General features: G+C 44.6%; 22 protein-coding genes. All 22 read right to left on the bottom strand.

Going from position 1 to position 12143, the window contains the following annotated elements; all coding sequences use genetic code 11:
• Positions 1-9: 9 nt before the first annotated feature.
• From rplR to rpsL, 22 genes are read right to left on the bottom strand one after another with little or no spacing between them, the layout of a single operon-like run.
• Positions 10-366, bottom strand: a complete 357-nt coding sequence (rplR, locus tag JWZ98_RS04005) for a 50S ribosomal protein L18 (protein WP_275899169.1) — start codon at positions 364-366, stop codon at positions 10-12.
• Positions 367-371: 5 nt separating this feature from the next.
• Positions 372-905 (bottom strand): 50S ribosomal protein L6, encoded by a 534-nt coding sequence (gene rplF / locus JWZ98_RS04000; RefSeq protein WP_171696505.1) that lies wholly within the window; start codon positions 903-905, stop codon positions 372-374.
• A gap of 15 nt (positions 906-920) precedes the next feature.
• Positions 921-1316 carry a 30S ribosomal protein S8 gene (gene rpsH / locus JWZ98_RS03995; RefSeq protein ID WP_033157212.1) on the bottom strand — a complete coding sequence of 132 codons (396 nt, stop codon included), beginning with the start codon at positions 1314-1316 and terminating at the stop codon, positions 921-923.
• A gap of 28 nt (positions 1317-1344) precedes the next feature.
• A complete protein-coding gene (rpsN, locus tag JWZ98_RS03990) occupies positions 1345-1650 on the bottom strand; it encodes a 30S ribosomal protein S14 (RefSeq protein WP_033157213.1) in 306 nt (101 codons plus the stop codon).
• Positions 1651-1661: 11 nt separating this feature from the next.
• Complete coding sequence (gene rplE / locus JWZ98_RS03985) at positions 1662-2201, bottom strand: 50S ribosomal protein L5 (RefSeq protein WP_033157214.1); 540 nt, start codon at positions 2199-2201, stop codon at positions 1662-1664.
• Positions 2202-2213: 12 nt separating this feature from the next.
• Positions 2214-2531 carry a 50S ribosomal protein L24 gene (gene rplX, locus JWZ98_RS03980; RefSeq protein WP_033157215.1) on the bottom strand — a complete coding sequence of 106 codons (318 nt, stop codon included), beginning with the start codon at positions 2529-2531 and terminating at the stop codon, positions 2214-2216.
• Positions 2532-2541: 10 nt separating this feature from the next.
• The gene (rplN, locus tag JWZ98_RS03975) at positions 2542-2910 is read right to left on the bottom strand and encodes a 50S ribosomal protein L14 (RefSeq protein WP_013820378.1); all 369 of its coding nucleotides are present in this window, start codon (positions 2908-2910) and stop codon (positions 2542-2544) included.
• A 27-nt stretch (positions 2911-2937) separates the two neighbouring features.
• On the bottom strand, positions 2938-3201 hold the full coding sequence (rpsQ, locus tag JWZ98_RS03970; protein WP_171696508.1) for a 30S ribosomal protein S17: 264 nt from the start codon (positions 3199-3201) through the stop codon (positions 2938-2940).
• 2 nt (positions 3202-3203) lie between these two features.
• Positions 3204-3395, bottom strand: coding sequence for a 50S ribosomal protein L29 (rpmC, locus tag JWZ98_RS03965; protein ID WP_033157217.1), 192 nt, complete (start codon positions 3393-3395; stop codon positions 3204-3206).
• The gene (rplP, locus tag JWZ98_RS03960; RefSeq protein ID WP_033157218.1) at positions 3395-3808 is read right to left on the bottom strand and encodes a 50S ribosomal protein L16; all 414 of its coding nucleotides are present in this window, start codon (positions 3806-3808) and stop codon (positions 3395-3397) included. The genes rpmC and rplP overlap by 1 nt, the downstream gene beginning before the upstream one ends.
• Positions 3809-3827: 19 nt before the next feature.
• A complete protein-coding gene (rpsC, locus tag JWZ98_RS03955; RefSeq protein WP_205453361.1) occupies positions 3828-4499 on the bottom strand; it encodes a 30S ribosomal protein S3 in 672 nt (223 codons plus the stop codon).
• 9 nt (positions 4500-4508) lie between these two features.
• Positions 4509-4841: a 50S ribosomal protein L22 gene (gene rplV / locus JWZ98_RS03950; RefSeq protein ID WP_033157220.1), complete on the bottom strand. Its 333-nt coding sequence runs from the start codon at positions 4839-4841 to the stop codon at positions 4509-4511.
• A gap of 9 nt (positions 4842-4850) precedes the next feature.
• Positions 4851-5123, bottom strand: a complete 273-nt coding sequence (gene rpsS, locus JWZ98_RS03945) for a 30S ribosomal protein S19 (RefSeq protein WP_081607975.1) — start codon at positions 5121-5123, stop codon at positions 4851-4853.
• A 12-nt stretch (positions 5124-5135) separates the two neighbouring features.
• The gene (gene rplB, locus JWZ98_RS03940) at positions 5136-5963 is read right to left on the bottom strand and encodes a 50S ribosomal protein L2 (protein WP_084153317.1); all 828 of its coding nucleotides are present in this window, start codon (positions 5961-5963) and stop codon (positions 5136-5138) included.
• Between the two features lie 33 nt (positions 5964-5996).
• The gene (gene rplW / locus JWZ98_RS03935; protein ID WP_171697812.1) at positions 5997-6290 is read right to left on the bottom strand and encodes a 50S ribosomal protein L23; all 294 of its coding nucleotides are present in this window, start codon (positions 6288-6290) and stop codon (positions 5997-5999) included.
• A gap of 2 nt (positions 6291-6292) precedes the next feature.
• A complete protein-coding gene (gene rplD / locus JWZ98_RS03930) occupies positions 6293-6913 on the bottom strand; it encodes a 50S ribosomal protein L4 (protein WP_205453360.1) in 621 nt (206 codons plus the stop codon).
• Positions 6914-6916: 3 nt separating this feature from the next.
• The gene (gene rplC / locus JWZ98_RS03925) at positions 6917-7567 is read right to left on the bottom strand and encodes a 50S ribosomal protein L3 (protein WP_205453359.1); all 651 of its coding nucleotides are present in this window, start codon (positions 7565-7567) and stop codon (positions 6917-6919) included.
• A 30-nt stretch (positions 7568-7597) separates the two neighbouring features.
• Complete coding sequence (rpsJ, locus tag JWZ98_RS03920) at positions 7598-7909, bottom strand: 30S ribosomal protein S10 (RefSeq protein ID WP_020484801.1); 312 nt, start codon at positions 7907-7909, stop codon at positions 7598-7600.
• 5 nt (positions 7910-7914) lie between these two features.
• Positions 7915-9105, bottom strand: a complete 1191-nt coding sequence (gene tuf / locus JWZ98_RS03915) for an elongation factor Tu (protein ID WP_033156112.1) — start codon at positions 9103-9105, stop codon at positions 7915-7917.
• Positions 9106-9131: 26 nt separating this feature from the next.
• Complete coding sequence (gene fusA, locus JWZ98_RS03910) at positions 9132-11225, bottom strand: elongation factor G (protein WP_205453358.1); 2094 nt, start codon at positions 11223-11225, stop codon at positions 9132-9134.
• Between the two features lie 24 nt (positions 11226-11249).
• Positions 11250-11720, bottom strand: a complete 471-nt coding sequence (gene rpsG / locus JWZ98_RS03905; protein ID WP_020484799.1) for a 30S ribosomal protein S7 — start codon at positions 11718-11720, stop codon at positions 11250-11252.
• Between the two features lie 13 nt (positions 11721-11733).
• Complete coding sequence (gene rpsL, locus JWZ98_RS03900) at positions 11734-12108, bottom strand: 30S ribosomal protein S12 (RefSeq protein ID WP_013820393.1); 375 nt, start codon at positions 12106-12108, stop codon at positions 11734-11736.
• Positions 12109-12143: the final 35 nt, after the last annotated feature.

Raw genomic sequence — 12143 nt, 5'->3', positions numbered from 1 at the left:
GCTATTCCCCTAAAACTTCAAGCCAGCTTCACGCGCAGCGTCGGCTAACGCCTTTACGCGGCCATGATATTTAAAACCAGAGCGGTCAAATGCGACCTCAGTTACACCAGCCGCAATCGCTCTTTCAGCAACGATACGCCCTACCTCAGTAGCGGCTTTAATATTACTCGTGTTATTCAAACCCGCCTTTACATCAAGTTGTAATGTAGACGCTGCCGCGAGCGTAGCTGTACCATCAACACTGAGAACCTGCGCGTAAATATGCTGGGAAGTTCTATGTATGGTAAGTCTATTTACATTTAACTTTTTGATTTTGCAGCGTAATCTCAACGCTCTTTTTAATCTCGATGACTTCTTATCCATCACTTCACCTATTTCTTTTTGGCTTCTTTTCTAGCCACGTATTCGTCAGCTATCCTCACACCCTTCCCTTTGTAAGGCTCGGGCGGGCGAAAAGCTCTGATTTCAGATGCGACTTGGCCGACTTTCTGCTTATCACTGCTCTTCACATGCAACTCAGTTTGCGTCGGTGCTTCAACGGTAACGCCTTCGGGAATTAAATATTCGACAGGGTTTGAATAACCCAAGGATAGAGTTAAAAGATTGTCTTTAACTTGCGCCCTATAGCCGACCCCAACCAACAACATCTTTTTGACGAATCCCTCGGAGACGCCTTTTACCATATTGTTAATTGACGCCCTAGCTGTACCTGCGTGGGCCTTAGCTCCTTTTACACTATCGTCCCATTTGATTCTGATTACGTTAGATTCGATTTCAAGATCAACTGCGTCACACAGATCAAACGAAAGCCGACCAAGTTTACCGTTAACTATCATTTGCTTGCCGTCGACTCTTACATCAACGCCTGACGGCAAAGTTATAGGCGCATTAGCTACTCTAGACATGATATACCTCTTTAATTAACAGACAGTGCAAATGACTTCGCCGCCGTGCCCTATAGCACGCGCAGCGCGATCAGTCATCACACCATTAGAGGTTGAAACTATGGCTATGCCTAGACCACCTAGCACTTTCGGCAACTCATCTTTAGACTTGTATATTCTAAGCCCTGGACGGCTAACTCGCTTAACGCTCTCTATAACAGGAACCCCGTTGTAATACTTTAGCTCAACGGTCATTTCTGTATGGCACCCGGTAATTTCGGTTTTAAAGTCAGTAATATATCCCTCTTCTTTCAATACTTTAGCGATAGCCAGCTTTAACTTCGATGAAGGGATTTTTACACTCTTTTTGCCAGCAGATTGACCATTTCTAATTCTGGTTAGCATATCTGCTATTGGATCTGTCATACTCATTTTTCAATTCTCCAAAACTTAAACAGAACTACCAGCTAGCCTTTGATAAACCGGGCACGTCGCCACGCATTGTGGCCTCCCTCAATTTATTTCTACTAAGACCAAATTTTCTGTAGTATCCATGAGGACGCCCTGTCAGATTGCATCTATTACGCAATCTGGACTGACTGGAGTCTCTAGGTAGTTTTTGAAGTTGAACTTGAGCGCTCTCTTTCTCTTCAAAGGAGCTATTTGGAGACCTAATTATTTCTTTTAATTCGCTTCTTTTTGCCTGATATTTTTTTATCAAGCCTTCACGCTTTACTTCGCGCGCAATCATTGATTTTTTAGCCATGCCGATACGCCTTAGTTTTTAAATGGAAAATTGAATAATTTCAACAGCGCTAAACCTTCTTCATCTGTTTTAGCCGTTGTTGTGATACAAATATCCATACCACGAAGCGCATCAATCTTGTCATAATCTATTTCCGGGAAAATAATTTGTTCTTTTATCCCCATAGAATAGTTACCACGACCGTCGAAGCTCTTAGAACTCATGCCTCTAAAATCACGTATTCTAGGTATTGAGATCGTAATTAACCTATCCAGAAATTCATACATTTTATCGGCACGTAAAGTAACCTTACAACCGATTGGCATGTCGTCGCGAATCTTAAACCCAGCAATTGATTTTCTAGCCAATGTAATCACTGCCTTTTGTCCTGATATTTTTTCCATATCAGAAACAGCCGACTGCAGAACTTTTTTGTCAGCAATAGCCCCGCCAACGCCCATATTAAGCGTTATTTTGGTAAGCTTAGGAACTTGCATTATTGTTTTGTAGCCAAATTGCTCCTGCAGAGCAGGAACAATTTCGGTTTTATATTTACTTTGTAGTCTAGCCATAGCCTTATTACCTTAGAGACCAACGTTTTCGTTCGTAGATTTAAAAAATCTGACTTTTTTTCCATCATCAAGAATTCTAAAACCCACTCTGTCGCCTTTTTTTGTTTTTGGATTAAATAACGCAACATTTGAAATGTCAATTGGCATGTTTTTATCAACAATACCACCAGAAACACCGAGATTTGGGTTACCTCGCTGATGCTTCTTAACTAAGTTAATACCTTCGACTAATATCTTGTGATCTTCAAGCACCTTACTAACTTTCCCTAGCTTGCCTTTATCTTTTCCAACTATTACGATGACCTCATCGCCTTGCTTAATCTTTTGCATCTTTGGACCTCTACAATACTTCTGGCGCTAGAGAGATAATCTTCATGAATTTATCGCCTCTTAATTCACGAGTAACCGGCCCAAAGATACGAGTACCAATTGGTTGTAGTTGGTTATTTAAAATTACGGCGGCATTACCGTCAAAGCGTATAACCGAACCATCGGCCCTACGAACACCTTTACGAGTTCTTACAACCAAGGCATTATATACATCGCCTTTTTTAACCCTAGTACGCGGCATTGCGTCTTTGACGCTCACCTTGATGATGTCGCCAATGCCAGCGTAGCGGCGGTGCGAACCTCCAAGGACCTTGATACACATGACCTTTTTTGCGCCACTGTTATCGGCGACGTCAAGGCTAGTTTGCATCTGAATCATTTTTAAAATCCCAACTAAAATTATTGATTATCTATTGGCAGCTTCTAAGACTTCCAACAGCTTGAATGCCTTATTCTTAGAAATAGGACGACACGAGGTAATAGAAACCACATCGCCTTCTTGGCATATATTGTTTTCGTCGTGAACGAGAAGCTTAGTGGATCGCTTTATATACTTTCCGTACACAGGGTGCTTAACCAGACGCTCAACCAAAACCGAAGCAGTCTTATCCATTTTATTGCTAACAACACGACCAGTTACCTTACGTACAGTATCTAGATTTTCGCTCATATCTATACTCTTGCCATTTCACTTAGAATAGTACTAATGCGGGCAATGTCTCGCCTCACCTGCTTAATTTGACTCGACTTGCTAAGCTGCCCAGTTCCCTTTTGCATTCTCAAATTGAACTGTTCGCGAGACAACTCCAAAAGATTGGAATTCAACTCTTCTTTTGTTTTGCTTCTTAAATCTTTCGCTTTCATTACATTATTGTCCGTGTAGAGAACGTAGTTTTCACCGGCAGCTTAGCAGCGGCCAGTTCAAAGGCCTCTCGCGCTAATTCCTCGGAAACACCCTCAATTTCAAACAGCATCGTGCCGGGTTTGATCTGAGCAACCCAGTATTCTACACTACCTTTACCTTTACCCATACGAACTTCTAATGGTTTTTTCGTAATAGGTTTATCTGGAAAAATTCTGATCCAAATTTTCCCACCACGTTTCACGTGACGACTAATGGCTCTCCTCGCGGCCTCAATTTGCCGGGCGGTCATTCTACCACGGCTAACTGACTTCAAACCATACTCCCCGAAGCTCACTGACGAACCACGCAATGCCGTACCGTTATTTCTACCGGTATGTTGTTTGCGAAATTTTGTTCTTTTTGGCTGAAGCATCTCTTATATACCCCTTCAACTATTTTTTTGAGTCGGTGTTTAATGATGCTGCATGAGCATCCATATCAAATACCTCACCCTTAAATATCCAAACCTTTATACCGATAATTCCGTAAGTGGTTTTCGCTTCAGCGGTTCCGTAATCAATATCAGCACGCAATGTATGAAGCGGCACACGACCTTCGCGATACCATTCCGTTCTGGCAATTTCAGCTCCATTTAGCCTGCCAGCAACAGTGATCTTTATACCCTCAGCGCCTAAACGCATGGTGTTCGTCACAGCTCGCTTCATGGCTCGGCGGTACATGATCCGCTTTTCTAGCTGCTGCGCTATGCTTTCAGCGACTAAATACGCATCAAGCTCTGGCTTACGAATCTCTTCGACGTTTAATTGGACAGGAACACCCATCATCGCGGATATGCTCTGCCTTAACACATCGATATCTTCGCCTTTTTTCCCTATCACAATCCCAGGACGAGCGGTGTGCACAGTAATATTGGCGTTATTCGCAGGGCGATTTATTTGCACCCTGCTAACAGATGCGTGAGCTAACTTTTGTTTGATATATTCTCTAACCTTCAAATCCTGCAATAGAAATACAGGGTAATTCTGGCTATTTGCATACCATCTCGAAGTCCAATCTTTTACTATCCCGAGACGAATCCCAGTGGGATGTACCTTTTGTCCCATTTGCTACCTCTATTTCTCTGCTACTTTAATTGTTATATGACAAGTTCTTTTTAGGATGTGATTTGCACGTCCTTTCGCCCTTGCGCTAACTCTCTTTAACGTTCTGCCTTCATTAACGAATACAGTCGAAACCTTTAATTCGTCAACGTCCGCACTTTCGTTATGTTCCGCGTTAGCTATTGCCGACTCTAGAACTTTTTTGATTATCGCAGCAGCTTTCTTAGAGCTGAAACTAAGCAAATTCAATGCTTTTTCAACAGGTAACCCGCGTATTTGATCCCCCACAAGCCGTGCTTTTTGCGCAGAAAGAGGAGCATTACTTAATTTAGCCGAAACTTCCACATTCACTCCTTATCTTGATTTCTTGTCTGCTATATGGCCTTTATAAGTCCTTGTAGGTGAAAACTCACCCAGCTTATGCCCGACCATATTTTCTGAAATCAATACCGGCACATGCTGCTTCCCATTATGTACCGCAATAGTCAATCCCAGCATATCAGGGCTGATCATTGACCTTCTAGACCAGGTTTTAATCGGTTTCCTATTATTCGCTCTCACCGCTTCTTCGACTTTTTTAAGCAAGTGATGATCTATAAATGGACCTTTTTTAATTGAACGTGGCACGTCAAATACCTCTTATTTTTGCTTACGGCGTCTGACAATCATATTATCAGTACGTTTGTTTTTTCGAGTTTTATAGCCTTTTGTTGGTGTTCCCCAAGGAGAAACAGGGTGCCTTCCACCCGAGGTTCTGCCTTCACCACCACCATGAGGGTGATCTACGGGGTTCATCGCCACACCTCTAACAGTAGGTCTAACACCGCGCCATCTTTTCGCACCTGCTTTTCCTAACGAAATAAGATTGTGCTCAGAGTTTGAGACCTCACCAACTACGCCTTTACAATCTGACGGAACTTTTCTCATCTCTCCAGAGCGTAGCCGGATAGTGACGTATGCGCCGTCTTTAGCAACCAATTGAACAGAGGTTCCTGCGCTTCTAGCTATTTGTGCGCCTTTTCCTGGCTTTAGCTCGATACAATGAATTGTGGTACCCAAAGGCATATTTCGCAGAGGCATACAGTTGCCAGGTTTAACCGGCGTTGTTTCTCCACTCAATATCTCTTGACCAACCTCTATCCCTTTTGGGGCGATTATGTATTTGCGCTCACCATCTTTAAAAAGAATCAGCGCTATATTCGCAGTTCGGTTAGGATCGTACTCAATGCGCTCTACCAATGCGGGGATATCAGTTTTGTCGCGCTTAAAGTCTACTATCCGGTAGAATTTTTTGTGTCCACCGCCAATATGTCGAGTGGTTATCCTGCCGAGATTATTACGACCGCCAGTGTTGCTTTTTTTGTCAAGTAGTTGCGCAAATGGCTTACCCTTATGCAAATCATTATTTTGTACACGCACTACAAACCGAGAACCCGGAGATGTCGGTTTTGATTTTAGAATAGCCATGCTCTTCTACCGCTCCTTATTTGCTTTAAAGTATTATGCTGTCGCTAATTCAATGTTATGACCGGGCTGAAGCTTAACATATGCTTTTTTCCAGTCGGATCGCTTACCCAATGTTCGTCCGAATCGTTTTACTTTTCCTTTAACATTCAGAACACGAACGGCAGCTACTTCAACACCAAACATCAGTTCAACAGCATTTTTAATCTGCAATTTTGTTGCAGATTTTTTAACTTTGAATACAAACTGATTACTTTGGTCCGCAGCGTTGGAACTTTTCTCCGACACAATTGGCGCATGCAAAACACTTGCTAATTTGATCTGCTCAATACTCATGCCAAACGCTCCTCAATCTGTTTCAGCGCTGTTGCCGTAGCAATCACCTTATCCGCTGAAACCAAAGACACCGGATCCACACTACTTGGAGTGACTACCGCTATATAAGGAATATTTCTAGCTGCCAAAATTAAATTTTCATTTAGGTCGTCCGCAACCACCAGCAGTCTTTTTGCATCGATACCCTTTATCTTGCTTAAAAAGTCTTTTGTTTTTGGTGTTGCCGGCGTTATGTCGTTGCACACAGCCAATCTACCCTGCCTCAACAACTCAGAAAAAATAGATCTAATACCAACCTTGTACATTTTTTTGTTCAATTTTTGATCAAAAGATCTTGGTTGAGCAGCAAATGCAACACCACCTGTCCGCCACACCGGGCTTCTGGTTGTTCCAGCTCGCGCACGACCTGTACCTTTTTGGCGGAATGGCTTAGCGCCGCCGCCACTCACAGCAGCACGATTCTTCTGGCCTTTAGTACCCGCTCTTGCTGCTGAAAGATATTTGGTTACCAGTTGATGCACCAGGGTTTCGTTAAAATCCTGTCCGAACACTAATTCGGAGACATCTAGCGCCTGTACAGACTCTTGATTATTGATTGCAGGTATTTGCAAAGTCATAAATTAACCTTTATTTAACATTTTTACTGCAGGCGTGATAACTACATCACCACCCTTGGCACCAGGCACAGCGCCTCTGACTAAAATCAGGTTCCGCTCAGCATCTACAGCATGGATAGTCAAATTCTGTATCGTAGTTTTAACCGCTCCCATATGCCCGCACATTTTTTTACCCTTAAACACGCGGCCCGGAGTTTGGTTCATACCACTAGATCCAGGCACCCGATGGGAGCGTGAATTACCGTGCGTCGCGTCTTGCGTTCTGAAGTTATGGCGCTTAACAGTACCTGCAAAGCCTTTACCGATACTTGTACCGGACACATCTACTACCTGCCCAGCCTCAAACACGTTAACTTTTAACTCCGCACCTGCCGAAAACTCGGCGGCTTCGCTCTCGCTCAGTCTAAATTCCCACAAACCACGTCCAGCGGTCACATTGGCAGATGCGTAATGCCCAGCCATTGCTTTGTTGACTTTTGAAGACTTCACATCACCCGCCGCTACCTGAATAGCGCGATAACCATCAGTTTCAACGCTCTTCACCTGTATGACTCTATTGGAGTCTACATGAAGTACGGTAACTGGTACCGAAGAGCCATCTTCGCAAAATATTCTGGTCATACCACATTTACGACCAATAAGACCTATTGACATCTGCCAATCCCTCTAAATTATAACTTGCTGCTATTTAAGCTTAATTTGAACATCGACCCCAGCCGCCAGATCCAATTTCATCAAGGCGTCAACAGTCTTATCGGTTGGCTCAACGATATCAAGCAACCTTTTGTAAGTTCTCAGTTCATATTGATCACGCGCATCTTTGTTAACATGCGGTGAAATCAATACAGTAAAACGTTCTTTTCTAGTAGGCAAAGGAATAGGGCCCTTTACTTGGGCACCTGTTCTCTTCGCTGTTTCTACTATCTCACCCGCCGACTGATCAATCAATTTATGATCAAAGGCTTTTAATTGGATTCTGATAGTTTGATTAGCCATCTTGATTACTCGATAATAGAAGCAACAACACCCGCACCGACGGTACGACCACCTTCACGAATCGCAAAACGTAATCCGTCCTCCATCGCAATCGGCGAGATTAGTTTTACGGTAACGGCGATGTTATCGCCAGGCATTACCATTTCCACGCCTTCGGGCAGATCGACTGCACCGGTCACGTCTGTGGTTCTGAAGTAGAACTGCGGACGGTAGCCGTTGAAGAACGGGGTATGACGACCACCCTCTTCTTTAGACAGCACATATATTTCTGCTTTAAAGTGAGCATGTGGCTTGATGGTATTCACATGCGCCAATACTTGACCACGTTCCACGTCTTCTCTTTTAGTACCACGCAACAGTACACCGACGTTATCGCCCGCTTGACCTTGATCAAGCAATTTGCGGAACATTTCTACACCTGTGCAGGTTGTTTGAACGGTATCTTTGATGCCGACGATCTCGACGGCTTCGCCTACTTTGATGATGCCCCGCTCAACACGTCCGGTTACTACGGTACCGCGACCTGAAATTGAGAACACGTCTTCGATAGGCATCAAGAATTTGCCGTCGATCGCACGCTCTGGCTCAGGAATGTAACTGTCCAACGCTTCAACCAAGCGAACTACGGATTGTACACCAATTTCACTTTGCTCGCCTTCTAAAGCTTTCAATGCGGAACCAACGATAATGGGCGTGTCGTCTCCTGGGAATTCGTATTGATTCAACAGCTCGCGAATTTCCATTTCAACCAGCTCAATCAACTCAGCGTCATCTACCATATCGGCCTTGTTCAAGAACACAACAATGTAAGGCACACCGACTTGACGTGACAACAGAATGTGCTCGCGCGTTTGTGGCATAGGACCGTCCGCAGCAGAGCAAACCAAAATCGCGCCATCCATTTGGGCAGCACCGGTAATCATGTTTTTAACGTAGTCAGCGTGACCAGGGCAGTCAACGTGAGCGTAGTGACGGTTGGCTGATTCGTACTCTACGTGTGACGTAGAAATGGTAATACCGCGCGCACGTTCTTCCGGGGCGTTGTCGATTTGATCAAAAGCCTTAACTTCGCCGCCTTGCAGCTCCGCCATAACTTTTGTTAATGCCGCTGTCAATGTGGTTTTACCGTGGTCAACGTGACCAATGGTGCCTACGTTTACGTGCGGTTTCTTTCTTTCAAATTTTTCTTTAGCCATGATTCAATACCTGATATGTAAAAAATTTAAGATACTTTTCTAATAATCGCTTCCGCAATGCTTGCAGGTGCTTCGTTATATCTTTCAAACTGCATACTGTACGTTGCTCTGCCCTGAGTCGCCGACCTAAGATCCGTGGCATAACCGAACATTTCGGCAAGAGGGACTTCGCACTCTATTACCTTTCCGGCCGGAACATCTTCCATTCCGTGAATGACACCTCTCCGTCGATTAATGTCACCCACTACCTCACCCATATAATCCTCGGGCGTTACCACCTCGACTTTCATAATAGGTTCAAGCAACGCAGGATTTGCAGTCTTAGCCCCATCCCTGAAACACATAGATCCTGCTATCTTGAAAGCCATTTCATTCGAATCGACATCATGATATGAACCATCGAATAAACTAACCTTTACATCAACAACCGGAAAACCTGCCAAAACGCCATTTTCCATTTGCTCTTGCACACCCTTGTCTATGGCCGGGATATACTCCTTGGGAATAGCACCGCCAACCAACTCACTCACAAATTCATAACCAGTGCCCGGCTCTTTTGGCTCCAACCGGAGCCATACATGCCCGTATTGACCCTTGCCTCCAGATTGCCTGATAAATTTTCCTTCGCATTCCACAGCACGCTTTATAGTTTCCCTATAAGCAACTTGGGGAGCCCCAACATTTGCGGCAACATTAAACTCTCTTCTCATCCGGTCAACGATAATTTCAAGATGCAATTCGCCCATTCCTGAAATTATTGTCTGACCCGACTCAGGGTCGCTAGCCACTCTAAAGGACGGATCTTCTTGCGCAAGCTTAGCTAGCGCAGCGCCCATTTTATCTTGATCAGCTTTTGTCCTAGGCTCAACAGCCACAGCAATTACAGGCTCAGGAAACTCCATTTTCTCAAGCAGAATTGGCTTTTCAATATCACAAAGAGTATCACCAGTGGTGACGTCTTTCAGCCCGATCAGCGCAGCGATCTCGCCAGCTCTCACCTCATTGATTTCGACGCGACTATTGGCGTGCATCTGAACAATGCGTCCAATTCTTTCTTTTTTACCTTTACCGACATTTAAAACCGCATCTCCAGACTTTACCAAACCGGAGTAAACCCTAAAAAATGTCAAGGTCCCAACAAATGGGTCAGTGGCTATTTTAAATGCTAACGCTGAGAAGGACTCATCATCAGAAGCACCACGAGTCGAACTAATGCCAGCATCTGACAGGCCTTCTACGGGCTTTATATCGAGAGGGGATGGCAAAAAATCAATCACACCATCAAGAACACACTGCACACCTTTGTTCTTAAAGGCCGACCCACAATAAGCCGGAACCAACTTATTCCGCAGAACCTGCGCCCTTATACCCAGTTTTATTTCTTCGTTTGTCAAAACACCTTTTTCAAGATATTTATCCATTAATTCTTCGGACGCATCTGCAGCAGCTTCAATTATTCGCTCGCGCCAATTTACAGCAGATTCTTCCATTTCTGCTGGAATTTCCGTTTCCGTAAAACTCACACCCATGTTGGCATCTTCCCAATAGATTGCCTTCATTTTCAGCAAATCCACAATGCCTTTAAAGTTCTCTTCCGCCCCGATCGGCAATTGCATTGGAATTACATTGCTACCAAGCCTAGATTTAATTTGCTCGACGACGCGCAAAAAATTTGCGCCGGAACGATCCATCTTGTTTACAAATGCTAGCCTTGGCACATGGTATTTGTTTGCCTGGCGCCAGACCGTTTCCGACTGAGGCTCCACCCCACCCACCGCACAAAAAACAGCGCACGCACCATCCAAAACACGCAAAGACCGCTCCACTTCTATAGTGAAATCGACATGCCCAGGCGTATCTATAATATTAATTCGATGCTCCGGGTATTGCTTTTCCATTCCCAACCAGAAGCACGTAGTCGCAGCAGAAGTGATTGTTATACCCCTCTCCTGCTCTTGCTCCATCCAATCCATTGTCGCAGCACCATCATGGACCTCGCCCATCTTGTGCGAAACCCCGGTGTAAAACAGTATCCGCTCGGTCGTGGTTGTTTTTCCGGCATCTATATGCGCCATAATGCCTATATTACGATAACGCTCTATAGGCGTCTTACGAGCCACAACAACTACCCTGCTTAACTTTTCTTACCAGCGATAATGAGCAAACGCTTTATTAGCTTCAGCCATTCTATGCGTGTCTTCGCGTTTCTTTGCAGCCGCTCCTCGACCCTCAGAGGCATCCAACAACTCACCCGCCAACTTAGCCGCCATGGTCCTTTCGTTACGCTTACGCGCCGCATCAATCAACCAGCGCATCGACAGCGCCAACCTTCTGGCAGGACGCACTTCAACAGGCACTTGATAAGTAGCACCACCAACCCGGCGAGACTTAACCTCAACGCGCGGCTGAACGTTTTCCAGTGCTTTTGCAACCAAATCTAGAGATTCTTTATGGCCCTTACCTTCAATAACATCCAATGCACCGTAAACAATTTTCTCAGCGACAGACTTCTTACCATCCTCCATAATCATATTCATGAATTTTGACAGCATATCACTACCAAAACGCGGATCTGGATTAATGACTCTTTTTGCAGCAACTCTTCTTCTTGACATCTGTTATCAACCTTTATTTCTTAGGTCTTTTCGCGCCATATTTGGAGCGACCACATTTTCTATCCTTAACACCAGAAGTATCGAGACTCCCCCGAACCACGTGATAACGCACACCAGGCAAATCTTTCACACGACCCCCCCGAATCAGCACCACAGAGTGCTCCTGAAGATTGTGCCCTTCACCACCGATATAGCTACTTACTTCCGCTCCATTGGTCAGCCGCACCCTAGCAACCTTACGCAACGCCGAGTTCGGCTTTTTCGGGGTTGTGGTGTAAACCCTGGTACAAACCCCGCGCCTTTGCGGACAAGCCTCCAACGCCGGAACGTTAGTCTTTTCTATTTTTTTAGCACGAGGCTTACGGACCAATTGATTGATCGTGGCCATTCTTAACTACTCCAAATATGCAATGTTTAATAAGC

The organism is Methylomonas sp. EFPC1 (assembly GCF_016925515.1).
Classification (GTDB): Bacteria; Pseudomonadota; Gammaproteobacteria; order Methylococcales; family Methylomonadaceae; genus Methylomonas; species Methylomonas defluvii.
This window is presented reverse-complemented; position numbering and strand designations above follow the sequence as displayed.